This is a genomic window from Curtobacterium sp. MCLR17_031 (genome assembly GCF_003234775.2).
Taxonomy (GTDB): Bacteria; Actinomycetota; Actinomycetes; order Actinomycetales; family Microbacteriaceae; genus Curtobacterium; species Curtobacterium flaccumfaciens.
On the sequence record NZ_CP126270.1, the window covers coordinates 2,986,490 to 3,011,160 of the forward strand.

General features: G+C 70.6%; 25 protein-coding genes and 1 tRNA gene. 10 read left to right on the top strand and 16 right to left on the bottom strand.

The window, feature by feature from the left end:
• Positions 1-17: 17 nt before the first annotated feature.
• Positions 18-467 carry a MarR family winged helix-turn-helix transcriptional regulator gene (locus DEI96_RS14100; protein WP_111023624.1) on the bottom strand — a complete coding sequence of 150 codons (450 nt, stop codon included), beginning with the start codon at positions 465-467 and terminating at the stop codon, positions 18-20.
• Between the two features lie 127 nt (positions 468-594).
• On the opposite strand from DEI96_RS14100, the gene DEI96_RS14105 reads away from it, so the two are divergent.
• Positions 595-1,785: an MFS transporter gene (locus DEI96_RS14105; protein WP_111023627.1), complete on the top strand. Its 1,191-nt coding sequence runs from the start codon at positions 595-597 to the stop codon at positions 1,783-1,785.
• A 65-nt stretch (positions 1,786-1,850) separates the two neighbouring features.
• Here DEI96_RS14105 and DEI96_RS14110 read toward each other — a convergent pair.
• The 4 genes from DEI96_RS14110 to DEI96_RS14125 all read right to left on the bottom strand — a co-directional run bounded on the left by DEI96_RS14110 (position 1,851) and on the right by DEI96_RS14125 (position 6,190).
• Positions 1,851-1,940, bottom strand: a tRNA-Ser gene (locus DEI96_RS14110).
• Positions 1,941-2,456: 516 nt separating this feature from the next.
• Complete coding sequence (locus DEI96_RS14115) at positions 2,457-3,728, bottom strand: LCP family protein (protein ID WP_258372839.1); 1,272 nt, start codon at positions 3,726-3,728, stop codon at positions 2,457-2,459.
• A gap of 202 nt (positions 3,729-3,930) precedes the next feature.
• Positions 3,931-4,611 (bottom strand): GntR family transcriptional regulator, encoded by a 681-nt coding sequence (locus DEI96_RS14120; RefSeq protein WP_111023716.1) that lies wholly within the window; start codon positions 4,609-4,611, stop codon positions 3,931-3,933.
• A gap of 169 nt (positions 4,612-4,780) precedes the next feature.
• Positions 4,781-6,190, bottom strand: coding sequence for an MFS transporter (locus DEI96_RS14125; RefSeq protein WP_181243011.1), 1,410 nt, complete (start codon positions 6,188-6,190; stop codon positions 4,781-4,783).
• Between the two features lie 255 nt (positions 6,191-6,445).
• Here DEI96_RS14125 and DEI96_RS14130 point away from each other — a divergent pair, with 255 nt between their 5' ends.
• Both DEI96_RS14130 and DEI96_RS14135 read left to right on the top strand, forming a co-directional pair.
• On the top strand, positions 6,446-7,831 hold the full coding sequence (locus tag DEI96_RS14130) for a MoxR family ATPase (protein ID WP_111023630.1): 1,386 nt from the start codon (positions 6,446-6,448) through the stop codon (positions 7,829-7,831).
• Entirely contained in the window at positions 7,824-9,842 is a 2,019-nt protein-coding gene (locus tag DEI96_RS14135; protein WP_111023633.1) for a vWA domain-containing protein, read from the top strand. Before DEI96_RS14130 ends, DEI96_RS14135 begins: the two co-directional genes overlap by 8 nt.
• A 70-nt stretch (positions 9,843-9,912) precedes the next feature.
• Here the strand turns inward: DEI96_RS14135 and DEI96_RS14140 are convergent, their stop codons facing one another.
• Genes DEI96_RS14140 through DEI96_RS14150 form a run of 3 tightly spaced genes read right to left on the bottom strand, consistent with a single transcriptional unit; the run spans position 9,913 to position 12,008 of the window.
• Positions 9,913-10,671 carry an SCO1664 family protein gene (locus DEI96_RS14140; RefSeq protein WP_111023636.1) on the bottom strand — a complete coding sequence of 253 codons (759 nt, stop codon included), beginning with the start codon at positions 10,669-10,671 and terminating at the stop codon, positions 9,913-9,915.
• Positions 10,668-11,195 (bottom strand): DUF3090 domain-containing protein, encoded by a 528-nt coding sequence (locus DEI96_RS14145; protein ID WP_071406497.1) that lies wholly within the window; start codon positions 11,193-11,195, stop codon positions 10,668-10,670. Before DEI96_RS14145 ends, DEI96_RS14140 begins: the two co-directional genes overlap by 4 nt.
• A 33-nt stretch (positions 11,196-11,228) precedes the next feature.
• Complete coding sequence (locus DEI96_RS14150) at positions 11,229-12,008, bottom strand: MSMEG_4193 family putative phosphomutase (RefSeq protein WP_111023639.1); 780 nt, start codon at positions 12,006-12,008, stop codon at positions 11,229-11,231.
• 68 nt (positions 12,009-12,076) lie between these two features.
• On the opposite strand from DEI96_RS14150, the gene DEI96_RS14155 reads away from it, so the two are divergent.
• The 3 genes from DEI96_RS14155 (at position 12,077) to DEI96_RS14165 (ending at position 14,964) form a co-directional block, all read left to right on the top strand.
• A complete protein-coding gene (locus DEI96_RS14155; protein WP_111023642.1) occupies positions 12,077-13,294 on the top strand; it encodes an MFS transporter in 1,218 nt (405 codons plus the stop codon).
• Between the two features lie 10 nt (positions 13,295-13,304).
• Positions 13,305-14,459 carry an AI-2E family transporter gene (locus DEI96_RS14160; RefSeq protein WP_111023645.1) on the top strand — a complete coding sequence of 385 codons (1,155 nt, stop codon included), beginning with the start codon at positions 13,305-13,307 and terminating at the stop codon, positions 14,457-14,459.
• Positions 14,460-14,535: 76 nt separating this feature from the next.
• On the top strand, positions 14,536-14,964 hold the full coding sequence (locus tag DEI96_RS14165; RefSeq protein ID WP_110865510.1) for a BLUF domain-containing protein: 429 nt from the start codon (positions 14,536-14,538) through the stop codon (positions 14,962-14,964).
• Positions 14,965-14,989: 25 nt separating this feature from the next.
• Here DEI96_RS14165 and DEI96_RS14170 read toward each other — a convergent pair whose 3' ends face one another.
• The 5 genes from DEI96_RS14170 to DEI96_RS14190 form a co-directional block, all read right to left on the bottom strand.
• The gene (locus DEI96_RS14170) at positions 14,990-15,595 is read right to left on the bottom strand and encodes a ScbR family autoregulator-binding transcription factor (RefSeq protein ID WP_181440538.1); all 606 of its coding nucleotides are present in this window, start codon (positions 15,593-15,595) and stop codon (positions 14,990-14,992) included.
• Between the two features lie 108 nt (positions 15,596-15,703).
• Entirely contained in the window at positions 15,704-16,174 is a 471-nt protein-coding gene (locus DEI96_RS14175; protein ID WP_051596847.1) for a BLUF domain-containing protein, read from the bottom strand.
• A 130-nt stretch (positions 16,175-16,304) separates the two neighbouring features.
• Positions 16,305-17,678, bottom strand: a complete 1,374-nt coding sequence (locus DEI96_RS14180; RefSeq protein ID WP_220039124.1) for an ABC transporter substrate-binding protein — start codon at positions 17,676-17,678, stop codon at positions 16,305-16,307.
• 26 nt (positions 17,679-17,704) lie between these two features.
• On the bottom strand, positions 17,705-18,646 hold the full coding sequence (locus DEI96_RS14185) for a carbohydrate ABC transporter permease (RefSeq protein ID WP_027466099.1): 942 nt from the start codon (positions 18,644-18,646) through the stop codon (positions 17,705-17,707).
• An 11-nt stretch (positions 18,647-18,657) separates the two neighbouring features.
• Positions 18,658-19,632 (bottom strand): carbohydrate ABC transporter permease, encoded by a 975-nt coding sequence (locus tag DEI96_RS14190; protein ID WP_228516654.1) that lies wholly within the window; start codon positions 19,630-19,632, stop codon positions 18,658-18,660.
• Between the two features lie 202 nt (positions 19,633-19,834).
• Between DEI96_RS14190 and DEI96_RS14195 the strand changes: the two genes are divergently transcribed.
• Both DEI96_RS14195 and DEI96_RS14200 read left to right on the top strand, forming a co-directional pair.
• Positions 19,835-21,100 (top strand): Gfo/Idh/MocA family protein, encoded by a 1,266-nt coding sequence (locus DEI96_RS14195; protein ID WP_372503470.1) that lies wholly within the window; start codon positions 19,835-19,837, stop codon positions 21,098-21,100.
• Positions 21,101-21,176: 76 nt separating this feature from the next.
• The gene (locus DEI96_RS14200) at positions 21,177-22,190 is read left to right on the top strand and encodes a LacI family DNA-binding transcriptional regulator (protein ID WP_232536521.1); all 1,014 of its coding nucleotides are present in this window, start codon (positions 21,177-21,179) and stop codon (positions 22,188-22,190) included.
• Positions 22,191-22,262: 72 nt separating this feature from the next.
• Here the strand turns inward: DEI96_RS14200 and DEI96_RS14205 are convergent, their stop codons facing one another.
• Entirely contained in the window at positions 22,263-22,718 is a 456-nt protein-coding gene (locus tag DEI96_RS14205; RefSeq protein ID WP_111023660.1) for a winged helix-turn-helix transcriptional regulator, read from the bottom strand.
• 84 nt (positions 22,719-22,802) lie between these two features.
• Here DEI96_RS14205 and DEI96_RS18085 point away from each other — a divergent pair, with 84 nt between their 5' ends.
• Positions 22,803-23,168: an SDR family NAD(P)-dependent oxidoreductase gene (locus tag DEI96_RS18085; protein WP_349814985.1), complete on the top strand. Its 366-nt coding sequence runs from the start codon at positions 22,803-22,805 to the stop codon at positions 23,166-23,168.
• 5 nt (positions 23,169-23,173) lie between these two features.
• A complete protein-coding gene (locus DEI96_RS18090; RefSeq protein WP_349814991.1) occupies positions 23,174-23,497 on the top strand; it encodes an SDR family NAD(P)-dependent oxidoreductase in 324 nt (107 codons plus the stop codon).
• Positions 23,498-23,581: 84 nt separating this feature from the next.
• Here DEI96_RS18090 and DEI96_RS14215 read toward each other — a convergent pair whose 3' ends face one another.
• Together DEI96_RS14215 and DEI96_RS14220 are read right to left on the bottom strand one after the other, a co-directional pair.
• Complete coding sequence (locus DEI96_RS14215; protein ID WP_111023663.1) at positions 23,582-24,145, bottom strand: GrpB family protein; 564 nt, start codon at positions 24,143-24,145, stop codon at positions 23,582-23,584.
• Entirely contained in the window at positions 24,142-24,666 is a 525-nt protein-coding gene (locus tag DEI96_RS14220; RefSeq protein ID WP_284183608.1) for a GNAT family N-acetyltransferase, read from the bottom strand. The genes DEI96_RS14215 and DEI96_RS14220 overlap by 4 nt, the downstream gene beginning before the upstream one ends.
• Positions 24,667-24,671 lie beyond the last annotated feature (5 nt).

Below are 24,671 nucleotides of genomic sequence, written 5' to 3' on the forward strand. Positions count from 1 at the left end.
TGCGAGGTGACCCGGGGTCAGACGCGCGCGCCCTCGAGCCGCTCGACGGACTCGGCCAGGTCGGCGAGTTCGGGGACGTCGTGCGCCTCGGCGAGGGCACCCTCGAGCGCCTCGGCGTGGATCGGTGTCGCACGCTCGAGCAGGACCTGCCCGGCGTGCGTGAGCTCCGTGTAGAGCCCGCGACGGTCGTCGGCGCACAGGACACGGGTCAGCAGGGCACGCTCCTCGAGCCTGTTCACCAGCCGAGTGGTCGCACTGGGGCTGAGGGCGGCCGCGCGGGCGAGCTGCTGCATGCGCATGTGGAAGCCGTCCTGGCGGCGCAGGGCATCGAGCACCGTGAACTCCACGACGGACAGGTCGACTTCGCGGAGCGCCCGCTCCAGGCGCGTCTCGATCAGGGCGTGCAGCGCTGCCAGGGTGCGCCAGCCGTGGGCACGGACGGCGGTGGAGGTGTCGTCGACGGACATCGGGGCTCCTTCGGTCGGTGCAGACGGCGACAGTTGCTTGCGCGGATACCCCGCGTGTGCAACTATCGATATCCCGCGTCTGCAACAACCAGCGTACGCGGCACAGCTGCACAACGGAAGGACATCCATGCCCGCGGGACTCATCGCCCTCGCACTCGGCGGATTCGGCATCGGCCTGACCGAGTTCGTCATCACCGGCCTGCTGCCCGAGGTGGCGGCCGACTACGGCGTCACCGAGACCACCGCCGGCTGGCTCGTCACCGGGTACGCCCTGGCGGTCATCGTCGGGGCCCTCGGGCTCACCGCCGCGACCACCCGGCTCCCCCGCAAGCCCGTCCTGCTCGGGCTGCTCGTGCTGTTCATCGTCGGCAACACCCTGTCCGCGATCGCCCCGACCTACGGCGTGATGATGACCGGCCGTGTCATCGCCGCCCTGTGCCACGGAGCGTTCTTCGGCATCGGCTCGGTCGTCGCCGCGAACATGGTCGAGCGGTCCAAGCGCGCCTCGGCCGTCGCCCTGATGTTCACCGGGCTCACCGCGTCGAACGTGCTCGGCGTCCCGTTCGGCACCTTCCTCGGCCAGGCCGCCGGCTGGCGTGCGACGTTCTGGGCGATCGCGGCCATCGGCGTCGTCGCCCTGATCGGCGTGCTCGTCCTCGTCCCCGCGGTCCGCTCCACCGAGGTCCCGTCGCTCGCCCGCGAGCTCGGCGCCTTCCGGTCCGGGCAGGTCTGGCTGTCGCTCGGCATGACCGTGCTCGGCTACGGCGGGATGTTCGGCGCCTTCACCTACATCGCCTACACGCTGACCTCGGTGTCCGGGTTCCCGTCGTCCGCGGTGCCGTGGCTGCTCATCGTGTTCGGCATCGGGCTGTTCGTCGGCAACTTCGCCGGCGGCAAGCTCGCGGCCCGCTCGATCGACCGCACGCTGCTCGTGGTGCTCGTCGTGCTGACCGTGGTGCTCGCGGCGTTCGCCCTCGTCGCGACCTCGCCGGTGCTCACCGTGATCGCCCTCGTGTTGATGGGGGCGTTCGGGTTCGCGACCGTCCCGGCCCTGCAGACGCGGGTGATGCAGTACGCCGACCACGCGCCGACCCTGGCGAGCGGGGCGAACATCGCCGCGTTCAACCTCGGCAACGCACTCGGCGCTTGGATCGGTGGCCTGACCATCGCCGGCGGGCTCGGGTACACGTCGCCGATCTGGGCGGGGTCGGGGATCACCCTGGCGGCCGTGGTGCTGACGCTCGTGGCGATGGGCGCCGTCCGTCGTGGTCGCTCGGGCGTGGGGACCACGACGACGGGGAGCATCGCGACCGTCTGACGCGGGCGCTTCGGGCCCGAGAACGACGAAACCCCGGTCCGATCGGACCGGGGTTCATCGTCGTGCGGAGACGGAGGGATTTGAACCCTCGGTCCCCTCAAAGGGGACTCCACCTTAGCAGGGTGGTGCACTCGGCCGGACTATGCGACGTCTCCAAGCACTCTCGCGAGCGCTGCGACCACCATACAGGAGGACCGCGCCACTCTCGACCCGACGCACACCCGCGCGTGGCACGACCCGTCACACTCGGTCCCCCGAAGTGGGGACACATTGGGGTTGTCGGGGCGTACCCCACTGCATAGCATCATCGGGACGCGGCAATCACGTTCCGGGGCTCGTCCCCGTCGTCGCGACACAGCACCCGACGTCGTTCCCCGTGCGGGCCCGGCGCGCCCGATCGCGTGGCGCCCGGCGGGGAGCGACTTCCCCTGGGGGCGCGGCCCACCACCGCGCCCCCTTTTCTGCGTTCGGGGGGGGGTGCACTGCTGATGTTCGGGCGCGCGCACGGCCACGGCCCGGCCCACGAAAGCGACACTGTGCCGCCGAGCTCGGCCGTCACTGGCGCCAGGGCGACAGAGTGCCGCGAAGGTTCGGCGGCAGACTGTCGCTTTCGCGGAAAGGGGGCAGGGGCGGGAGGCGGCAAGCAAGCAAGCGACCGACCGCGCCGCGCCTCAGTACCCGAACGCCTTGGAGCAGGTCTGCTGGTCGGCGGACTGGCCCTCGAGCCCGTCGATGGTCTCGGGCGTCGCCGAGGGGGTGCGCGGTGCGGCGGACGACGGTGCCGCCGGGGTCGCGGGCGTCGCGGGCACCGGCGCAGCCGCTGGCGACGAGGGCGCCGCGGTCGGCTGCGTCGGACTCGTCTCGGACCCGATGCCCGTGCTGTCCGCCCCGAGGGAGAACGACTGGTCGGCCTTGATCTTCGCGAACAGCCGGTCGGCCAGGTACGTCGTCGGCTCGACCTTGCCCTCGTAGACGCCAGTGCCGCCCGTGGTGCCCGGGTACTGCACGAAGTTCACCTGCGCCAGCGGCAGGTCGCGCAGCGCCAGGCCCATCTGCACCATCGTCCCGATGTCGTTCAGGCTCTGGGACAGCTGCATGTTCGACGCCGCTGCCCGGGCCAGCTTGTACAGGCGGGCCGGCGAACCGAGGGTGTCGTTCGACTTCACGGTGCGGAGCAGCGACGACAGGAACACCTGCTGGCTCGAGATCCGGCCGAGGTCGGATCCGTCGCCGACCCCGTGCCGGGTGCGCAGGAACGCCAGGGCCTCGTCGCCCTGCAGGGTCGAGGTGCCGGCCGGCAGGTTCAGCCCGGTGTACGAGTCGGTGATCGGCTGGGCGACGCAGACCGGCACGCCGCCGATCGCGTTCGACATCTCGATGACGCCCTTGAAGGACACTGCGGCCGAGTACTGGATGTCGAGTCCGGTCAGCCCGGCGACCGTCTGGGTGACGCAGTTCAGGCCGCCCTCGCCGAACGAGGTGTTGATCGGCTGCGCCGCCATGGCCGGGGCCGTGCCCGTGCCGTCGGTCTTCTTGCAGGCCGGGATCGGTGTGACGAGGTCGCGCGGGATGCTCACCGCGGTCGCGTTGGTGTGGTCGGCCGAGACGTGCAGCAGGATGTTGACGTCGTTGAGGGTCGCATCGCGCTCCCCGAAGGCAGCGCTCTGCTCGGGGTCGTTGTCGGTGCCGACGACGAGCATGTTGAACCCGCCCTTGAAGGCACTGATCGGCTTCGCGCCGCCCTTCGCCTGCGGTGCGGGCTGGCCCTGGATCTCGACGCCGTCACCGAGGTCGTCCGTGACCTGCTTCGCCGCGATCGCCGTGACGGAGGCCGAACTCACCAGGGCCACTGCGACGACGGCGGAGACCGTCTTGGCAGCGGTCGCGAAGGGCCTCGAGCGCCGCAGACGTCCGTGCCGTGCGATCCCGGACGCTCGGTTCAAGCGGTGGGATCGATCGCGGACGTCGTTCACGGGCACTCCTGTCGTCGGTGGACACGCCGGGGACGGCAACCGGTCAAGGCTGCCACGACGTTGCCTGACGATCCAGTGCGAGGGACACCGGTGACGCTCGCTGCCCAGTGCCGCGACCTGCGGATCCTCGGCGGTCAGCGCGGACCTGAGCGGATCCGCAGCCGACGAAGGTTCAGGCGGACACGACGACCCGGAAGCGGTCCGGCAGGGCGATCAGGGCGGACGACAGTTCGAGGAGCGCCGCGGCACAGTCGTCGAGGGCGTCTCGCTCCGCAGCGGCCACGGCCCGCTCGACGATCTCGACCCGTCGTCGCCGGTCGACCACGGCATCGATCCCGTTCGCCAGGGCGACGTCGTCGGTGAAGAACATGTCGAGCACGATGCGCTGCGACAGCAACCAGTCACCGCTGACCGACGACCCGCGGCGTCGCAGGTACCAGGCACCGAGTTCGACGAAGGCCCCGGCTTCGGTCCAGCACTCCCGCATCCACACCTTGTCGAACCGGTCCCGGTACCCGACGGAGTTCGACGGCGGATCGACGAGCAGGGCCTGGGCGATCCGCAGCCGTTCGATCATTTGGTCGACCGACCACTGCGAGATCACGACACCGACGTAGCGCTGCACGCTGGCCAGCTGCAGGGACTCGAGGGTCACGAGGGCTTCGCGAACCGGTGTGCGCGACACCCGCATGTCCGATGCCAGGGTGTCGAGCCGTAACCGCTGCCCGCGGCGGTACTCCCCCCGCAGGACGTTGTCGAGCAGTCGCAGGAACACCGCGTCGCGCAGCAGGCTGCGGCGCAGGCCGTGGGGATCGAGGCCGCCGGCGCCGGCTCGGATGGGGGTGTGCTCCATCAGCCCAGGTTCACGCACGGACGGCACCCCCGAGGCGAGGGCGGTCGCTGCCGTGGATCGTGGTCGCCGGTGTCGCGCTGTGGAGGAGTGCCATGCAGGCACAGTGACAGCGCTGCGACGGCGGCGCTAAACACTCTGAATACAGAATGTCAGGCCGCCGCCACAGGCCTCACCTCCGGTCGGACTTCGCGTCCCCGGTGAGCACCGAGAGCGGTTGCGTGACGTCCTCGAGCCCCTTCCGCGCGGCGTCGACCCCGAATATCAGGGCCACCACGCCGCCGCCGATCATCACGGCAGAACCGAGCAAGTACCCCCAGAACAGCGGCTCCCGGGATGACCCGTCACCGATGAAGGCACCGTAGATGGCCGGTGCGACCGCACCGAAGATCTGCGCCAGGGCGAAGAAGTACGAGATGGCCTGCGACCGCAGCTCGAGCGGGAAGATCTCGCTGACGGTCAGGTAGGCGCTCGACGCACCGGCCGAGGCGAAGAAGAACGAGACGCACCAGAACGCGACCTGCACCGTCGCCGAGATCGCGTCCGCCCGGAACAGGAACGCGGACGTGGCGAGCACGAGGCCGGAGACCAGGTACGTCAGGAAGATCATCTGCCGACGACCCCAGGTGTCGAAGAAGCGCCCCAGGATGATCGGGCCGAGCAGGTTGCCGATCGCGAACGGGAAGAAGTAGACCGCCGTCTCCGCCGTCTTCAGGCCGAAGAAGTTCGTGAGCACCAGGGCGTAGGTGAAGAAGATCGCGTTGTACAGGAACGCCTGCGTGATCATCATCGTCGCGCCGACGAGCGTCCGGGTCGGGTACTGCTTCAGCAGCACGCGCGCGATGGCCAGGAACCCGACACGGTCGGTCGGCGTGACGGTCATCGCCTTCGACTGGTCGACCTCGGGCAGGGGCTTGCCGGTCGCCTTCTCCACCGACGCCTCGATGCGGGAGACGGTGGCCTCGGCTTCTTCCTCGCGCCCGTGCGTCATCAGCCACCGCGGACTCTCCGGGATGTGACGTCGCAGGAAGATGATGGCGATGCCGAGCACCGGGCCGAGGAAGAACCCGATGCGCCAGCCGATGTTCTCGGCGAAGTAGGACGTGTCGAGCAGGTAGATGTTCGCGAACGCGCCGAGTGCGGCACCGCCCCAGTACGTGCCGTTGATGGCGATGTCGACGTGCCCGCGGTACTTCGCCGGGATGAGCTCGTCGATCGCCGAGTTGATCGCCGCGTACTCGCCGCCGATGCCCAGCCCCGCGACGAACCGGAAGGCCGCCAGGAACCAGAAGTCCTGCGCGAGGCCCGCGATGCCCGAACCGATCAGGTAGATCGCGAGCGTCAGGATGAACAGCTTGCGCCGCCCCAGCCGGTCGGACATGCGCCCGAACACCAGGGCACCGACGACCTGGCCGACCAGGTAGATCGTGCCGAGCAAGGTCACCTGTTGCGTCGACAGGTTCAGGTCCGCCTGGAAACCCGCGTTCGAGACGATCTGGATCTCGAGACCGTCGAGGATCCAGGACACGCCGAGTCCGACGACGACGCTCCAGTGGAACCGAGTCCACGGCAAGCGGTCCATCCTGGCGGGCACCAGGCTCTTGATGGTTGCGTTCGCGCTGCTCACGAGATGGGACCGTACGCCGAGATCGCCGATGTGGTTCAGATGCGGAACGAGCAACCGGGGGCGGAGCCGGATCCCCCTACTTCGAATCCGGCTCCGTCGCCGGGATCTCAATGATCGCAAGTGCGATGGAAACCCACAAGCGGACGGACGGGAGGCCCGTGGCGGGCCCCGCCACGAGCCTCCCGTCCGACAAGGCGTAACGTCCAGAACGTGACCCGACCTGACATCCGCACGGTCGGCGAGCTCCGCACCTCTGGTCACGTCCAGAAGACGGTCCGCGCCGAGATCCGCGACAACCTGCTCACCGCCCTGCGCCAGGGCACCGATCCGTGGCCCGGCCTGCACGGCTTCGAGGCCACCGTCATCCCCCAGCTCGAACGCGCCCTCATCGCCGGGCACGACGTCGTCCTGCTCGGCGAGCGCGGCCAGGGCAAGACCCGCCTGCTCCGCACCCTGCAGGGCCTGCTCGACGAGTGGACGCCGGTCATCACCGGCTCCGAGCTCGGCGAGCACCCGTACGAACCGATCACCACCGCCAGCATCCGGCGTGCCGACGACCTCGGCGACGCCCTGCCGATCAGCTGGCGGCACCGCGACGACCGCTACGTCGAGAAGCTCGCGACACCGGACACGAGCGTCGCCGACCTGATCGGCGACGTCGACCCGATGAAGGTCGCCGAGGGCCGCAGCCTGGGCGACCCGGAGACCATCCACTTCGGACTCGTCCCCCGCGGGCACCGTGGCATCGTCGCGATCAACGAGCTGCCCGACCTGGCCGAACGCATCCAGGTCGCGATGCTCAACGTGATGGAGGAGCGCGACGTCCAGATCCGCGGCTACGTGCTGCGGCTGCCGCTCGACGTGCTCGTCGTGGCGAGCGCGAACCCGGAGGACTACACGAACCGCGGCCGGATCATCACGCCGCTGAAGGACCGCTTCGGCGCCGAGATCCGCACGCACTACCCGATCGAGCTCGACGACGAGATCGCCGTCATCCGGCAGGAGGCCCAGCTGACGGCCGAGGTCCCCGACGCCCTGATCGAGATCCTCGCCCGGTTCACCCGCGCACTGCGTGGTTCGAGCGCCGTCGACCAGCGCAGCGGTGTGAGCGCCCGGTTCGCGATCGCCGGTGCCGAGACGGTGTCCGCGGCCGCCGTGCACCGCGCAGCGCGCCAGGGCGAGGACGAGGCGGTCGCGCGGCCGATCGACCTCGAGACCGCGGTGGACGTCCTCGGCGGCAAGATCGAGTTCGAGAACGGCGAAGAGGACCGGGCCGACGAGGTCCTCGAGCACCTGCTCCGCACCGCGACCGCCGAGACCGTGCGCTCCCGGTTCAAGGGCCTCGACTTCGCGGTGCTCGTGGACGCGCTCGACGGCGGCACGATGGTGACCACGGGCGAGCAGGTCAGCGCCCGGGCGTTCCTCGAAGGGCTCCCGTCGATCGGTGAGTCCGACCTGTACGACCAGGTGTGCGACCGGATGGGTGCCACGAACGACGGCGAACGCGCCGGCGCGATCGAGCTCGCCCTCGAGGGCCTGTTCCTGGCCCGGCGCATCAGCAAGGAGTCCGGCGGAGGCGAAGCCGTCTATGGCTAGGCAGAACCGGCGCCTGACGCGCGACACCCGGTACGGCCGGTACACCGACGGACCCGACCCGCTCGCTGCCCCGGTCGACCTGGCCGAGGCGCTCGACGCCATCGGGCAGGACGTGATGGGCGGCACGTCGCCCGAGCGCGCGATGCGGGAGTTCCTGCGGCGCGGCGGCCGGACGCAGCGCGGCCTCGACGACCTGGCCCGCCGGGTGGCCGAACGCCGCCGTGAGCTGACGAGCAGGAACAACCTCGACGGCACCCTGCAGCAGGTGCGCGAGCTCCTGGACCAGGCGCTGCTCGCCGAGCGCGGGGAGCTCGCCCGCAACGTCGACCTCGACGACGGCGACCGGGCCCTGGCCGAGCTGCAGCTCGACAGCCTGTCCCCCTCCCCCGCCGCCGCGGTGCAGGAACTCGGCGACTACGACTGGACGAGCCCGGCCGCGCGCCAGAAGTACGACGAGATCAAGGACCTGCTCGGCCGCGAGGTGCTCGACCAGCGCTTCGCCGGCATGAAGCAGGCGCTCGAGGGTGCCACCGACCAGGACCGGGCCGCGGTCAGCGCGATGATGCAGGACCTCAACGCCCTGCTCGAGGCGCACGCCCGCGGCGAGGACACCCAGCAGCAGTTCGACGACTTCATGGACCAGCACGGGGAGTACTTCCCGTCGGACCCGGCGAACGTCGACGAGCTGCTCGACGACCTCGCAGCCCGCGCGGCCGCAGCGCAGCGCATGCGGAACTCGATGACCCAGGAGCAGCGGGACGAACTCGACGCCCTCGCCCAGCAGGCCTTCGGCTCCCCCGACCTGATGGGGCAGCTGTCCCAGCTCGACCGCACCCTGCGCGCACTGCGTCCCGGCGAGGACTGGGGCGGATCCGAGCGCATGGAGGGTGAACAGGGCCTCGGCCTGGGCGACGGCACCGGGGTGTTCCAGGACATCGCGGACCTCGACGCCCTCGCCGACCAGCTCGCCCAGTCCGGACCGGGCTCGGAGCTCGACGACCTGGACCTCGACGCGCTGTCCCGGCAGCTCGGCGACGAGGCGGCGGTCGACGCGAAGACCCTGCAGCGCCTCGAGCAGGCGCTCCGGAACTCCGGGGCGATGCGCCGTGGTGCCGACGGGCAGCTCCGGCTCACCCCGAAGGCGATGCGGCAGCTCGGCAAGAGCCTGCTCAAGGACGTCGCCCAGCGGATGTCCGGTCGCCAGGGCGCGCGGGACCTCCGTCGCTCGGGCGCAGCGGGCGAGCCCTCGGGGGCGTCACGGCAGTGGGCGTTCGGCGACACCGAGCCGTGGGACATCCCCCGCACCATCACGAACGCCGTGGTGCGGACGGCGGCCAGCGGACGACAGGGAGCCGGCGTGCGCCTGAGCATCGAGGACGTCGAGGTGCAGGAGACCGAGGCCCGCACCCAGGCCTGCGTCGCGCTGCTCGTCGACACGTCGTTCTCGATGGCGATGGAGGACCGCTGGGTGCCGATGAAGCGCACCGCCCTGGCGCTGCACACCCTGGTGTCGACCCGGTTCCGCGGCGACGACCTGCAGCTCATCGCCTTCGGTCGCGAGGCCGAGGTGATGGACGTCGAACAGCTCGTCGGTCTCGACGCGATGTGGGACAAGGGCACCAACCTGCACCACGCCCTGCTGCTCGCCAACCGGCACTTCCGCAAGCACCCCACGGCCCAACCGGTGCTCCTCATCGTCACCGACGGCGAGCCGACGTCGCACCTCGAGCCGAACGGGCAGGTCTGGTTCGACTACCCGCCCGACCCGGTGACGATCGCGCTGACCGTGCGGGAGCTCGAGAACGCCGGACGCATCGGCGCCCAGACGACGTTCTTCCGGCTCGGCGAGGACCCGGGGCTCGCCCGGTTCATCGACGCGATGGCGAAGCGGGTGGACGGCAGCGTCGTGGCACCGGAGAACGACGACCTCGGGGTCGCCGTGGTCGGCTCGTACCTCGGCTCGCGTCGCGGGGCCGGCGGCGCGCTCTTCCGCGACGACTGGGGGCTCTGAAGCCCACACGATATGGACTGGAGGCCCGTGGCGACACCGCCACGGGCCTCCAGTCCGTCCCTGGGTGCGTCTAGAACAGCGGCCAGGGCACGGCGGGGCCGTGACCGGGCGGCGGCGGGAAGATCCCGACGGCGCGCAGGGCCGCGCAGCGCGCCCGGAGCGTGTCGATCTCCTCGTCCGTCAGGTGCTCGGCGAGCTCGTCGCCGAGCCCGCCGCGCAGGGCTTCGGACACCCGGTCGAGGCCCTCGAGCTCGTCCGGCCCGAGCGGCTCCCCGATCCAGCCCCACAGGACCGTCCGGAGCTTGTGCTCGACGTGGAAGGTGAGGCCGTGGTCGACGCCGAAGCGGTGGCCGTCGGGCATCGCGAGCACGTGCCCGCCCTTGCGGTCGGCGTTGTTCACGACGACGTCGAAGACGGCCATCCGGCGCAGGGCCTCGGAGTCCTCGTGCACGAGCGTCACGGGCTGGTCCTGTTCGTCGATGGCCTCGAGCACGGGCAGCCAGGGCGAACCGTCCGCCTCGGCGAGCTCCGGTGCCACCAGGTCGACGGCGTCCTGCTCGGGGTCGACGTCCTGCCAGCGCTGCACCATGCCGGGCCCGAACGGACCGTCACCCATCCACGTTGGTGGGACGACGCCCCAGCCGAACGCCTCGGAGACCAGGTGGGCGGCGATCTCGCGGCCGGCGAGCGTGCCGTCCGGGAAGTCCCACAGCGGGCGCTCGCCCTCGATGGGCTTGTAGACGACGGTCGCGCCGTCGAGTTCGGCGAGGAAGGTGGCGTTGGACGCCTCACGGATGCGCGCCCGGACGGACAGCGAGCCGTCGCTCATGCGTCGCCGGGCGGACGACCGGCGGCGACGACCTCGCGCGTGCGCTCGACGAAGGCCCGGGCGGTGCCGACCGGGATCTTCACCTGGAACAGCTCGGCGGGCTCGGGGATCTCGACGACGGCCTCGATCTCGATGCCGTCCTCGCTCTCCTCGGACACGATCTCGACCTCGTCGTCGATCGGGTACGCCTCGATGACGACCTGCGCGGTGGACGGGTCGAAGCCCAGGCTCAGGGCCCCGGCGCGGAACTCGGCCTCGACGGGCTGGTCGAGCGGCTCCGGGTCGCGGAGTTCGACGGGCACCGACGGCGGCACGCTGAAGCGGTTGTCGTCGACGGTCGCCACCTCGTCGAGGAGCTCGTCGATCTTGTCGGCGAGCACGGCGGTCTGCTCCTTCTCGAGCGCGACGCTGGTGACGCGCCGACCGGAGCGGGCCTGGATGTAGAAGGCGCGCTCACCCGGACGGCCGATGGTGCCGACGACGAGGCGGTCCGGCCAGTCGAAGCCGTGGACGATGGTGGGCATACCCGCATTGTAGGAGCGCTCGGCTCCGCTCGTTCAGGGTCGGGCAGGTCCGTCGGGCGCGTCGGGCGCCGGACGCCCGGTGCCGGTGTGCGCATCGGGTTCCGGATGGCCCGCGCCGCCGCCGACCGCGGCGTCCCCGCTGGGTGCCGGGGCGGTGCGCAGCCAGGAGAGGTCACCGGACTCGGTGTTCGTCGCGACGACCTCGGGGCGGTGCTCGCCGTAGCGCACGACGGACACCGAGGCCGGCCCGACGCCGATGCGCTGGAACAGGTCCAGGTGCATGCCGAAGGCGTCGGCGAGGACGCTCTTGATGATGTCGCCGTGGCTCACCGCGACCCAGACGGCGCCGGGTCCGTGCTCCGCCTCGACCTCGGCGTCGATGCGCCGGACGGCCGCGACGGCCCGGGACTGCATCGTCTGCATGGACTCACCGCCGGGGAACACGACGGCGCTCGGGTTCGCCTGCACCGTGCGCCAGAGGGGCTCCTTCGCCAGGTCGGCGAGCTTCCGGCCCTGCCACTGCCCGTAGTCGGCCTCGGTGATGGCCCGCTCGATCAGCGAGGCGGGTGCACCGGTCTGCCGGTCCGTCTGCCGGTCCGTCTGCCGGTCCAGGATCGCGCGGGCGGTCTGCCGGCAGCGCTCGAGCGGACTCGACACGACGGCGACGACGGGCACCGCGGCGATGCGCTCCGCGGTCCGCTCGACCTGGGTGCGGCCGACGGCGTCGAGTCGCACGCCGGCGGTGCGTCCGGCCAGGACGCCGGTGGCGTTCGCGGTGGTGCGTCCGTGACGGACGAGGAGGACGGTCGCCATGCGCCCGATCCTAAGCGCGGGACGCGGTCGCCCTTGACGGGCCGGTCGGGGACCGATCAGATGGGGGCATGGCCGGGCGGCATCGACTCGCACTCTTCGCCACGTCGACGGTGACCGGGTTCGGGATCGCGACGTGGATCACCCGGACGCCCGCGATCCGCGACGAGCTCGGTGCCTCGATCGAGGCGATGGGCCTCGTCCTGCTCGGGCTGTCGATCGGGTCGATGATCGGGATCCTCGGCGCCGGGGCGCTGGTGCGACGGACCGGCAACCGCCCGCTCATCCTGCTCGGGGGCGCGCTGCCCGTCGTCGGCATGGTGCTCGTCGCGCTGCTCGCCCCGGCGCAGGTCGCTGCCGGGGTCTGGGCCGGGCTGTTCCTGATCGGCTTCGGGGCGGGCGTCGCCGAGATCGGGCTGAACGTCGAGGCCGCCGCGGTCGAACGGCAGATCGGACGACCGGTCGTGCCGGTGCTGCACGCCTGCTTCAGCCTCGGCAGCGTGGTCGGTGGGGTCGTCGGCATCGCCATGACGGCGGTGCGCACGCCGGTCGGGGTGCACCTGCTCGTCGGCGCCGCGGTGATGGCCGCGCTGGCGGTGTTCGCGGCGCTGAACCTGCGGCCGGTGCCCCGTGACGCACCGGCAGATGCGCCCGCCGATGCCCTGGGAACCCGCAAGGGAACCCGCCGCTCCGTCCTCACCGTGCAGCTCGCCATGATCGCCGTCATCACCCTGGCGATGGCATTCGCCGAGGGTGCCGCGAGCGACTGGCTCCCGCTGCTGATGACCACCGACCACGACGCGCCCGAGTCCGTCGGGTCCCTCGTGTTCACCGGGTTCGCCCTCGCCATGCTCATCGGTCGTGCGGCCGGCACCCCGCTCGTCGCCCGGTTCGGTCGCGCCCCGGTCGTCCGGGTCTGTGCCGCGGTCGGTGCGGTGGGGGTCCTGCTCGTCGTGCTGTCACCGAGTCCGATCGTCACCGCGGCGGCCGCCGGCGTCTGGGGTCTGGGCATCGCCCTCGGGTTCCCGCTGTCGATCTCCGCCGCGGGCGACCACCCCACCGACGGCGACCGCCGGGTGTCGGTGGTGGCCACCGCCGGGTACATCGCGTTCCTGGTGGGGCCGCCGCTGCTCGGGTTCGTCGGGGAGCACCTCGGCCTGCAGACGGCGATGCTCGTGCCGCTCGTCCTGCTGGTCGCGGCGTTCCTGGTCGCCCCGGCGACGCGGGGACAGGACACCGGTCGGACGATCGAGCCATCGGAACCGGCGCGGCGGCCGTCCGGTCGGTAGCGTCTCCGGCATGCCGTTCTTCCGCGACGCTCCGCGCCCGACCACCCCAGCCCCGCCGTCCAGGGTCCAGGCCGCGTGGTCCGACTCCGCCGGGCACTTCGCGACCCGGTGCCTGCAGCTCATCATCGTCGTGGTGGTCGTCGCCGGCGTCGTCTGGGCGAGCAACATCCTGAGCGTCGTCACGATCCCCGTGCTCCTCGCGCTCATCATCGCGTCCGCCATGCACCCCGTGGTGTCGTGGCTCCGCAAGCACCGGGTGCCGTCGGTGGTGGCCACCCTCGCGGTGCTCATCGGCGTCCTCGTGATCCTGGGGCTGATCGGCTGGCTCATCGTCGTCGCGGTCGAGAACCAGTGGGCGCAGCTGCAGAAGTCGGCAGTCGACGGGTTCCAGCAACTGCAGGAGTTCGCGAAGAACCTGCCCTTCTCGATCTCGGACAAGCAGATCGACGACGCGGTCGCGTCGGCGTCCGACTTCGTCACGAGCGCCCAGTTCGGCTCGGGTGCGCTCGCCGGCGCCTCGGCCACCGCGAACTTCCTGACCGGACTCGTCCTGATGATCGTCGTGCTGTTCTTCTTCCTGAAGGACGGCCCGAGCATCTGGGAGTTCCTGCTCCGCCCCTTCACCGGTGAGCGCTACGCCCGAGCACGTCGCGTCGGCGACCGGGTCGTCTCGACCCTCGGCGGGTACGTCCGCGGTACGGCCACCGTCGCTGCCGTCGACGCGATCGGCATCGGTGTCAGCATCGCGATCGTCGGCGTCCCCCTCGCCCTGCCGCTGGCCGTCATCGTCTTCATCACGGCGTTCATCCCGATCGTCGGCGCCAGCGCCGCCGGCATCCTCGCCGCCCTGGTCGCGCTCGTGGCCCTCGGCCCGCTGCAGGCACTCATCGTGATCGGCATCGTGATCCTCGTGAACCAGCTCGAGGGCAACCTGCTGCAGCCCGTCCTGATGGGGCGCACCCTCAAGCTGCACGGCCTCGTCATCCTGATCGGGCTGACCGCCGGCACCGTCCTCGCCGGCATCACCGGCGCGATCATCTCGGTGCCGCTGATCGCCGCCGCCTGGGGCGCGATCCTGGTGTGGGACGGCCCGAACACCCCGGCACGACCGTGGCGGAAGAAGCGCAACGAGGACGTCACCGCGCACAAGCTGCCGCAGGGCTGATCCGCAGCGCCGATCCATGGGGCGCGTTGCGGACATCCGCTTCGCGCAACGGCCTTCCACCCAGCAGGATGGAGGAGTGCTCGTCTCCATCGTCTACATGAGCCGTGCCGTCGTCCCCTTCGACGACCAGGCCATGGCGGTGCTGCTCGCGGAGTCCCGGCTGCGCAACGAAGCGCTCGGGGTCTCCGGACTCCTGCTCGCCAAGGGCGGCCGGTTCATGCAGCTGCTCGAGGGGCCGGCGTGGAGCGTGCAGGACCGGTACGACGTCATCGCGAAGGACCGGCGGCACGGTGAGGTGAAGTCCCTCGTGCGCGAGGACATCGAGCGCCGACGGTTCGACGGCTGGTCGATGGCCTACCGCGCGCTCGACGACTCGGACATCCGGTCCGAGGAGGGCTTCAGTCCCTTCCTGTCCGGCACGATGGATTTCCCGCGCTCGTTCGACCGGACCAGTGCGGCCTGGCTGCTGAAGTGGTTCCGCGACCGCGAGCTGCACGACCTCTGATCCGACCCCGCACGCCGTCGCCGGATCAGCCTTCGAACGCGTCCTCGACGACGGCGAGCAGCCGGTCGCGGTGCTTCGGGTCAGCCGTCGCCGCGATCACCACGCGCCACATCGTCGCCACGGCCGGCATCAGGTCGGTGCGCCGCGTCCGGACGTCGGACACGAGCTGCACGCCGGTGAAGTAGGGCACCACCGTCGACCCGAGCTGCTCCGCGGTCAGGTCCGTCCGGAGTTCCCCGCTCGCGACCGCCAACCGGAACACGTCGACGATCCCGCCGATCCACTGCTCGTAGAAGCTCAGCGTCGCGGTCTGGAACTCGCCGCGCTCCAGCGACAGCCGGATCCCGGCCCGCACGATCGGGTCGGTCCGGAGCAGGTCGGCGATGCCGTGCGACGCCCCGATCAGCGCGGCGACCGGCGAGCTGTCGGTGTGGCTGACGACGTCGAAGGTGCGGGCGTTCTGCTCGCCGATGACGCCGAGCGCCAGGGCGAGCTTCGTCGGGAAGTGGAAGTGCAGCGTTCCCTGCGAGAGGCCCGCCGCGCGGGCGATGCCCGCGATCGTCGCGCCGGCGAAGCCGACGCGGTCGAACTCCTCCGCCGCGGCCACCAGGATCTGCTCACGTCGTTCCACGGGACCAGTCTCACAGTCTGGAGGAACGGTGCCAGCTGGCACCGTGCCTCCAGTCCGAGGGGTGGTGCGTCTCAGGCCGCGTGCCGGCAGTCCGAGGTGTGGTGCGGCTCAGGCCGCGTGCCGGCCGAGCGTGATGCGCTCCTCGGGCAGGTCCTGCAGGTCGCGCCCACGGAACCAGCGGAGCAGCCAGTCGGCGGGCGTGCCCGCCACCCCGGTCGGCAGACCGGTGCGGTCGCTGAGGAAGGTGCTGAACCCGGGCTCGTCACGGAGCTCGTCCCCGGTCGGGCTGCCGAACGCCATCGCCCAGCCGTCGAACCGACGCGTGCTGATGGACTCACGCGACAACGACTTCACGCCGGTGTGCCGCGGGTCGCGCTCGATCGCGGCGAAGCGGTCCTCGACGCTCCAGACCGGCCCCTCGAGCACCTGCATGAAGCGGCCGCCCTTGGCGAGCAGGAGCCCGGAGACGCCGAGCGCGTGGTTGCGGAGCCGCGCTTCACGCAGCATGGCGACCAGCTGGTCGTCGGTCAGGTCGTCGACGGCGACGGACATGTAGACGAGGGAGGTGAGGGAGGTCATCCCCTGCAGTCTGGGTCGTGGTCGGCGGCACGGTCAACGCGTCGTCCGCACACCGCACCGGACGGTGCGGCATGCGGACGACGAGCGGGTGTCGGATGTCGGGTTTCGGGTGTCGGGTGTCGGGTTTCGATCAGGTGAGGGCGAGCAGGTTGTTGACCTGTTCGTTGACCCCGGTCAGCGTCGAGATCGGCTTGCCGTTCGCGTAGACGTCGTCGAAGGCGGGCTGCAGCAGGGCCTGCACGTCGGCGGGGTTCTTCGTGACCGGGAACAGGAACGTGGTGTCCTCCTCGACCTGCCGGGTGAACGCCGAGACGTCCAGGCCGCGCTTCCGGAACGACGCCACCGCGGCCTCGGTGCCCGCGGGACGGGCGGGGAACACGATCCCGCTCTCACCGACGATCCGCTGGGCCTCGTCGCTGCCCAGGAACGCCACCCACATCGCGGCGGCCTCGGGGTCCTTCGCCTGCTTCGTGATCGAGTCGCCGAGCCCGTTGAACATCGACGCACGGTGACCCGACGGGCCGATCGGGGTCGGAGCGACCGCGACGTCGAGGTCCTCCATGCCGAGGTAGGAACCGATCATCCACGAGCCGTTGAAGGACAGCGCGCACTTGCCGGCGCCGAGCTGGACCTCGGGCCCGGTCGTGGTGGAGAACACCCCGTACTTCGCCATGTAGCCCTTCTCGGCCAGCCGGTAGTACCAGGCGAGAGTGTCCTGCACGACCCGCTCGTCGTAGCGGAACCTGTCGCCCCACGGGTTCTCGTTCGTGTAGAACCAGTCGACCGATCCGGTGAACGGTGACCACTGGGTCTGGCCGAAGCCGTCACCGCCCGAGCCGTTCGACGAGATGCCGTAGACGGCGACGTCGTCCTTGTCGAAGCCGTCCTCGTCGCCGCGCCGGCCCTTCGAGTCGACGGTCAGCCGCGCGAGCATCCGTTCGAACGTGCCGCCGTCCTCCGGGTTCCACTCGAGCGACCCGAGTTCCTCGGCGGAGACCCCGGCCTTCGCCATCGCCTTCCTGTCGTAGAACATCGCGACGGTGTCCCAGTCCTTCGGCGAGCCGTAGCGGTGGCCGTCCTGGCCCTTCCACAGTTCGGCGAGTCCGGACTGGTAGTCGTCGTCCCGGATGCCCTTCGTGGCGTCGAGTTCGTCGAGCTTGTAGAGCACGTCGAGGTCGGCGTACTGCGGGAACTTCGTCAGGTGGTCGGTGAAGACGTCGGGAGCGGTGCCGGCGATGAAGCCCGCGGTGAGCTTGGTCCAGTAGTCGTTCCACCCGAGCTGGGTGATCTTCACGGTGATGTCCGGGTTCGCGCGGTGGAACGCGTCGGCGACGGCCTGGTACGCGGGCTGCTGGTTGGCGTCCCAGAGCCAGTAGCTCACGGTGCGCGCTCCCGACCGGTTCGTCGTGCGGCGACCGGGCGACGAGCAGGCGGCGAGCGCGCCGAGGGCCAGGGCCGAGGCGCCGCCGGCGAAGAGCGTGCGGCGGGTCAGTTGGTTCGTCATGGTGTTCGTCCTGTCCGACAGCCGGGTCACTTGATCCCGGAGAAGCCGATGGAGTTGACGATCCGCTTGGCGAAGACGCCGAACAGCAGGATCATCGGGAGCGCCGCCACCAGGGTCGCGGCCATGAGCCCGGCCCAGTCGGTGCCGGACTGCGGGGTCTGCGACTTGAAGACGCCGAGCGCGACGGTCAGCACCCGCGAGCTGTCGGTGTACGACACCATGAGCGGCCAGAAGTAGTCGTTCCAGCTCGTGATGTACGTCAGCACGGCGAGGGTGGCGATCGGGGCCGCGGCCATCGGGATGACGAGCCGGAAGAACACGCGGACCTTGCCGGCGCCGTCGATGAGCGCCGCCTCTTCGACCTCCTTCGAGATGCCGAGGAAGAACTGCCGCAGGAAGAACACCGCGAACGGGGTCATGAACATCGTCGGCAGGGCGATGCCGAGCAGGTTGTCGACGAGCCCGAGCTGCTTGATGAGGGTGAAGTTCGGCAGCAGCGTGAAGATCGCGGGGACCATCAGCCCTGCCAGGAACACCCCGAACACCTTGTCGCGACCGGGCCAGCGCAGCCGGGCGAAGGCGTAGGCGGCCGCTGCCGAGAAGAACACCTGGCCGACGGTGACGAGCGTCGACACCAGGATCGAGTTGAGCAGGTACCGCCAGAAGTTCAGCGCGGCGCCGGAGCCGCCCTGCGCCAGCGCCTCTTCGGTGGACTGCAGGCCGAAGACCCGCTCGAACCCGCCCAGGCTGAAGCCGACGGGCAGCAGCGAGGTGGGGTCGGAGTTGATCGCGGTGTTCGACGACAGCGCGGTGCGCAGGATCCAGTAGAACGGGAACAGGGTGACGACGATGACGAGGATCATCGCGACCCAGGCGAGCACCCGGCCGAGCGACGGGCGACGACGGTGGCCTGCGCCCATCCGCGGCGGGCGGGACGTGGTGACGGAGCGGGTGAGTGTCGTGGTCATGGCGCTTCCGTTCAGTCCAGGTCGGACTCACCCGAGCGGGTGAGGCGGTACTGGATGATCGTGATGATGCTGAGGACGATGAGGAGCGCGACCGAGACCGCGGACGCGTAGCCGAACTGGAACCGGCCGAACGCCAGGTTGTAGATGTAGTTCTGCACGACGTTCGTGGCGTTCGCGGGGCCGCCCTGCGTGGTGACGGCGACGGTGTCGAACACCTGGAACGACCCGATCACGGTGATGATCAGCACCAGGGACAGGATCGGGCGGAGCAGCGGCACCGTGATGCGCCAGAACATCTTCCACTCGCTCGCACCGTCGATGCGTCCGGCCTCGTACACGGTCTCGGGCAGCGACTGCAGGCCGGCGAAGATGAGCAGCGCCGTGTAGCCGACGTGCCGCCAGACGTTGATGAGCGCGATCGAGGGGATGCCCCAGACGTCGCTCTGCAGGAACGGGATGCGGTCGAGCCCGAGTGCGGCGAGCATCTCGTTGCCGATGCCGAGCTGGGTGTCGAGGATCCAGAGCCAGACCAGGGCGGCGACGACGTTCGACACCAGGTACGGCGCGAGCACGATGCCGCGCACGAAGGTCGACTTGGTCAGGCGGTGCATCATCACGGCGATGAACAGCGCGACGACGGTCTGGATGACGATGTTGATGAGGACGTACTCGACCGTCACCACCATCGAGTGCCAGAAGATCGAGTCCTGCACCAGGCGGGCGTAGTTCTGCAGGCCGGTGAACTCGGGCTCGGTGAGCAGGTTGTACGACGTGAAGCTCAGGTAGATGCCCCGCACGGTCGGCCAGGCGAGGAACACCGCGAACCCGACGGCTGCCGGGGCGATGAAGACGAGCGCGAGCCACAGGTCGTTCCTGGGGCGACGCCGTGGTGCGGTGGTGCGGGCACGGGCGAGGTCGGCGGACCGACTCCTCCGTCTCGTGCTGGCGGTCGTCAAGGGTGACGACACAGGGCTCTCGGTTGCCATCGCGACTCCTTCGTCTGCGGTGGACTGACGTGCAGCAGTCCGTGAGCCGGGAATCTACACGTGGGGACCACTGCTGGCAAGAGGCTCTTTCCGGGCTGTCGACGGGGGTTGTCACGTGTAGACAGTGTGTGTCAGGATGGCGCTCGATCGCATCGGAGCGACCCGCTCGGCGACGCATCCCACACCCCTGGAAAGGTCACTGATGATCTCTGTCGGAATGGTCGGCGCGGGCCAGTTCGCCCCCCAGTTCGCCAAGCTGTTCAAGCTCCACCCCGACGTGGACCGGGTCTACGTCACGGACCTCGTCGACGAGCGCGCGTCCGAACTCGTCGAGACGCAGCACCTCGACGGCACGTTCCCGGACTTCGACGCCGTCCTCGCCTCGGACGTCGACGCCGTCGCGATCTTCACGCAGCGCTGGACCCACGGCCCGCTCGTGGTCAAGGCCCTGCGCGCCGGCAAGCACGTGTACTCCGCCGTGCCGATGGCGATCTCCGTCGACGAGATCCGCGACATCATCCAGGCGGTCCGCGAGACCGGCCTGACCTACATGATGGGCGAGACGAGCTACTACAACCCCGCGACGGTGTTCGCCCGCAAGCAGGTCGCCGCCGGTGCCTTCGGCCGGGTGTTCTACGCCGAGGGCGACTACGTGCACGACATGGACCTCGGCTTCTACGCCGCGTACCAGTACAGCGGCGGCGACGAGTGGAAGCGGACCGCCAGCTACCCGCCGATGCTCTACCCGACGCACTCGGTCGGCGGGGTCCTCGGCGCGATCCCCGGGCACGCGGTCAGCGTCAGCTGCATCGGCGTCAAGGACGACCGCGGCGACGGCGTCTTCGACAAGGACGTCAGCCAGTTCGACAACGACTTCTCGAACGCCACCGCGCTGTTCGAGCTCGACAACGGTGGGGTGATGCGCATCAACGAGATGCGTCGCGTCGGCTACCCGTCGCACATCCGTGAGTCGCGGTTCCGCTACTTCGGCACCGAGGCCAGCTTCGAGCAGCTCGCGAAGACCAGCGTTTGGCAGGACAAGGAGGACTCGTACGACATCAGCGACAAGATCGACACGCAGGCGACGATGTCCCTCGACGACCCGCGCCTGGCCGACGTCGACCCGTCCCTGCGCGACGCGTTCGTCTCCGGCTACGCCGAGGTGCACGACACCGACCGTCTGCCCGCCGAGTACGACGGCGTGCCGACCGGGCACGAGGGCAGCCACCAGTTCCTCGCGGACGACTTCGTCCGTGCCGTCGTCGACCGGACCCTGCCGCCGGTGAACGCCTGGACGGCCGCGCGCTTCACCCTGCCGGGCATCATCGCCCACCAGTCCGCGCTGCAGGGCGGTGCCCGTCTCGAGGTGCCGGACTTCGGCGACGCACCGGAGACGACGAGCGCTGCGACGACGAGCGCACCGACGTCAGCAGCCAGCACGTCGTCGGCTACGATCGCGTCCGAGTAACACGTGTCGTTCGGGTGCCGGTCCGTCGTGGGCCGGCACCCGAACGACGCTCCCGGACCCGACGAAGGTGGCACCCGTGACCGTCCCGACGAACCCGAGGGCGGTCACCCGTGCGGACGTCGCCCGCTACGCCGGGGTCAGCACCTCCGTCGTCAGCTACGTCGTGCACGACGGACCGCGCCCCGTGGCCGCCGCCACCGCCGCCCGGGTGCGCGAGGCCATCCGAGTCCTCGGCTACCGCCCGAACGCGAGCGCCCAGGCCCTGCGCACCGGCTCGTCGAAGATGCTCGGCCTGATCGTTCCCGAACTCGACAACCCGTTCTGGTCCGAGCTCGCCGTCGCCGTCACCCACGCCGCCGCTGCACGCGGCTACGACGTCCTGCTCGCCAACAGCGACGGTGATGCCGCCCAGGAGCGCGAGCGGCTCCGCAGCCTGTCCGCGCGCCAGGTCGACGGCATCATCGTGACGAGCATCATGACCCACCCGGACCTGTCGACCGTCACGGACCCCGGCCTGCCGATGGTCCTGCTCAACACGTTCTTCGAGGTCCCCGAGTACGCCAGCATCGGTGTCGACGCCCTGCGCGGTGCCCTCGACGGCACGCAGCACCTGGTCGAGCACGGCTACCGCTCGATCGGCCTCGTGATGGGGCACACCGGCTCGATGGAGCTCCGCGAGCAGGGCTGGATGCGTGCCCTCCGCCAGGCCGGCCTGCCCGACGGCCCCATCGTCCGCACCGACTTCACCCGGCGCGGTGGCTACGAAGCCGGCCTCCGGATGTTCGCCGACGAGACCGGACCCCGAGCCGTCTTCGTCAGCTCGGACATGCAGGCGATCGGCGTCATGCGCGCACTGTGGGAGCTCGGTCTGCGCGTCCCCGAGGACGTCGCGATCGTGTCGTTCGACGGCGCGGCCGAGGCGGACTACACGAACCCGCAGCTCACCACGGTCCGGCAGCCGATCGAGACGATGGCGGTCGCCGCGGTCGACCGCGTGCTCGGCCTCGACGCCGACAACCAGTGGCACCGCGACCTGGTCCCCGCCGAGTTGGTCCTCGGCGCGAGTTGCGGGTGCGACGTGCGTCGCTGACGCACCCGAAAGCGGACTGGAGGTTCGGGGGGCGGGGCCGCCACGGGCCTCCTGTCCGTCAGCCGGTCGCGTTCAGGACGCGGGCTCCATGACGGCGCGGAGGCGCGCGGTCGGGATGCGCTCCTGCGCATCCACGGTCACGGCGGCGGCCTCGACCGCCTCGCCGGTCTCCGCGTCGACGAAGCGCAGGTCCGACGCCCGCTCGGACGGCCGGTGCCGGTCGGCCCAGCCGCCGAGGGCGAGCAGCACGAGCGACAGGTCCCGGCCGGCGTCGGTCAGGACGTACTCCTCGCGGGCACGGGCGCCCTCGGGCTTGTAGGTCGTGCGCTCGAGCACTCCCCCGTCGACGAGTGAGGCCAAGCGTGCGGTCAGGACCTCGCGCGGGATGCCGAGACTCTGCTGGAACTGGCTGAAGCGAGTCGAACCACCGATGGCGTCGCGGACGATCATGAGCGTCCACTTCTCGCCGAGGACGTCGAGGGAGCGTGCGATGGGGCAGCGCTCGTCGCCGCCGAGGATGCCGAGCATGTATTCATCCTAGCTGGGTTCGGTTTTCGGACACAACGTGCTAGGTTCGAATTCCGTACTCACCTTCTCTTGTCTGGAGCACTCATGACCGACCTCACCAACGCCGTCGTCCTCGTCACCGGAGCGAACGGCGGCCTCGGCGCCGAGTTCGTCCGCCAGGCCCTGGAGCGTGGCGCCACCAAGGTCTACGCGACCGCCCGCAACCCCCGCACCTGGGACGACGAGCGCATCGTCCCGCTCGCCCTCGACGTCACGAGCCAGGAGAGCGTCGACGCCGCGGCCCGCGCCGCAGCCGACGTGACCGTCGTAGTGAACAACGCCGGGATCGCCGGCTCCGACCCGCTCGTCGACGTCTCCGTCGAAGAGGTCGAGCGCATCTTCGCCACCAACGTCTTCGGTGCACTCCGCGTCGCCAAGGCCTTCGCGCCCTCGATCGCAACGGTGCGTTGATCGACGTGCACTCCGCCCTGAGCTGGGTCGCCCTCGCCGGCGCGTACTCGGCGTCGAAGGCCGCGTTCTGGTCGATCACGAACTCCCTGCGCCTCGAGCTCGCACCCCAGGGCACCCAGGTCGTCGGCGCCCACCTCGGCTACACCGACACCGGCATGATCGCCGACCTCGACGTCGAGAAGTCCGACCCCGCCGACATCGTCCGGTCGATCTGGGACGCGGTCGAGGCCGGCGAGCACGAGGTCCTCGCCGACCAGGTCAGCCGCGACGTCCGTGCCGGCCTGAGCGCCCCGCTCACCGCGCTCTACCCGATGCTCGCCAGCGCCTGAGGCCGGTTCTCGTCGGGACGGTGACGGTTCTGGTTCACGAACACCCCGGTTCGTGCACCAGAACCGTCACCCGCCCCGATCGCGTCAGCCGCCCGCGCCGCGGTCGGTGATCCGACGGTTCGTGGCGGTGATGGCGGCGCGCTCGTCGTCGGTCAAGCCGCCGGCGTGGAGGATCCGGCTCAGCACCTCGCTCTTCCGCTCGATGTAGTCGTCGATGTCCTCGGCCTCGGTGGCTGCCCGGCGTTTCACGGCGGCGTACTCGTCGCGCAGCACCGGGTCGGAACGCAGCACGTCACGGACGGCCAGGTGGTTCCGCAGCGCGAGCGACCCGGCCGCGACGACGTAGGTGTTGGTCGGGGTGAAGCGATCCGGAGCCCGGAACGCCTGCCGCCCCGGGACGCCGAGTTCACCGCGCGGCTCGAAGCCGATCGTCGCCATCGCCGCCACTGCGGCGGAGACATCGGCAGCGCCCACCACGACGTCGACGTCGAGCACGGGCTTCGCCGCCAGGCCCGGCACGGACGTGCTGCCCACGTGCTCGATGCTCCGGAACGGCACATCGGCGTCGTCGAGCGCGGCGGCGTACGCATCGTGCAGCTGCCGGAACCGCTCGGGCCAGGACGACCGGTACTCGACGACCTCGATCACGGGGTCGGCGTCGGCGTCGGCGCGAGGAGCTGGAACATGACGTGGTCGCGCCAGACCCCGTTGATCTTGATGTACTCCGGCGCGAAGCCGTACCGGGTGAAGCCCGCCGACTCGAGCGCGCGCTGCGAGCCGACGTTCTCGGGCAGGGTCTCGGCCTGCACGCGGTGCAGACGGAGCACGTCGAACGCGTGATCGGCCGCCGCGCGGACAGCGCGGGACGCGTGGCCCTGGCGCGTGCGGTCGGCGCGGATCCAGTAGCCCATCGCGCACGACTGCAGCGCGCCGCGGACCACGCCGCTCAGCGTGATGCGGCCGAGGAGTTCCCCGTCGGTCGACTCGATGACGAACGGCACCGCGTTGCCGGCGCGCTGCGTGGCGAGGGCCTGCGTGATGACGTCCCGCTGGCCGGACTCCGTGTAGTACGACGGCGCTCGGGCCGGTTCCCACGGTCGCAGGTGGTCGGCGTTCTCGGTGATGACCGCAGCCAGGACGGCCGCGTCGTCGAGGCGGAGTGGGCGCAACCGTG

Coding starts and splice junctions, on each gene's coding strand:
- DEI96_RS14100 (WP_111023624.1), bottom strand. CDS start 467: ATGTCCGTCGACGACACCTCCACCGCCGTCCGTGCCCACGGCTGGCGC.
- DEI96_RS14105 (WP_111023627.1), top strand. CDS start 595: ATGCCCGCGGGACTCATCGCCCTCGCACTCGGCGGATTCGGCATCGGC.
- DEI96_RS14120 (WP_111023716.1), bottom strand. CDS start 4,611: ATGGAGCACACCCCCATCCGAGCCGGCGCCGGCGGCCTCGATCCCCAC.
- DEI96_RS14125 (WP_181243011.1), bottom strand. CDS start 6,190: ATGGACCGCTTGCCGTGGACTCGGTTCCACTGGAGCGTCGTCGTCGGA.
- DEI96_RS14135 (WP_111023633.1), top strand. CDS start 7,824: ATGGCTAGGCAGAACCGGCGCCTGACGCGCGACACCCGGTACGGCCGG.
- DEI96_RS14140 (WP_111023636.1), bottom strand. CDS start 10,671: ATGAGCGACGGCTCGCTGTCCGTCCGGGCGCGCATCCGTGAGGCGTCC.
- DEI96_RS14145 (WP_071406497.1), bottom strand. CDS start 11,195: ATGCCCACCATCGTCCACGGCTTCGACTGGCCGGACCGCCTCGTCGTC.
- DEI96_RS14150 (WP_111023639.1), bottom strand. CDS start 12,008: ATGGCGACCGTCCTCCTCGTCCGTCACGGACGCACCACCGCGAACGCC.
- DEI96_RS14155 (WP_111023642.1), top strand. CDS start 12,077: ATGGCCGGGCGGCATCGACTCGCACTCTTCGCCACGTCGACGGTGACC.
- DEI96_RS14160 (WP_111023645.1), top strand. CDS start 13,305: ATGCCGTTCTTCCGCGACGCTCCGCGCCCGACCACCCCAGCCCCGCCG.
- DEI96_RS14175 (WP_051596847.1), bottom strand. CDS start 16,174: ATGACCTCCCTCACCTCCCTCGTCTACATGTCCGTCGCCGTCGACGAC.
- DEI96_RS14180 (WP_220039124.1), bottom strand. CDS start 17,678: ATGACGAACCAACTGACCCGCCGCACGCTCTTCGCCGGCGGCGCCTCG.
- DEI96_RS14185 (WP_027466099.1), bottom strand. CDS start 18,646: ATGACCACGACACTCACCCGCTCCGTCACCACGTCCCGCCCGCCGCGG.
- DEI96_RS14190 (WP_228516654.1), bottom strand. CDS start 19,632: ATGGCAACCGAGAGCCCTGTGTCGTCACCCTTGACGACCGCCAGCACG.
- DEI96_RS14195 (WP_372503470.1), top strand. CDS start 19,835: ATGATCTCTGTCGGAATGGTCGGCGCGGGCCAGTTCGCCCCCCAGTTC.
- DEI96_RS14205 (WP_111023660.1), bottom strand. CDS start 22,718: ATGCTCGGCATCCTCGGCGGCGACGAGCGCTGCCCCATCGCACGCTCC.
- DEI96_RS18085 (WP_349814985.1), top strand. CDS start 22,803: ATGACCGACCTCACCAACGCCGTCGTCCTCGTCACCGGAGCGAACGGC.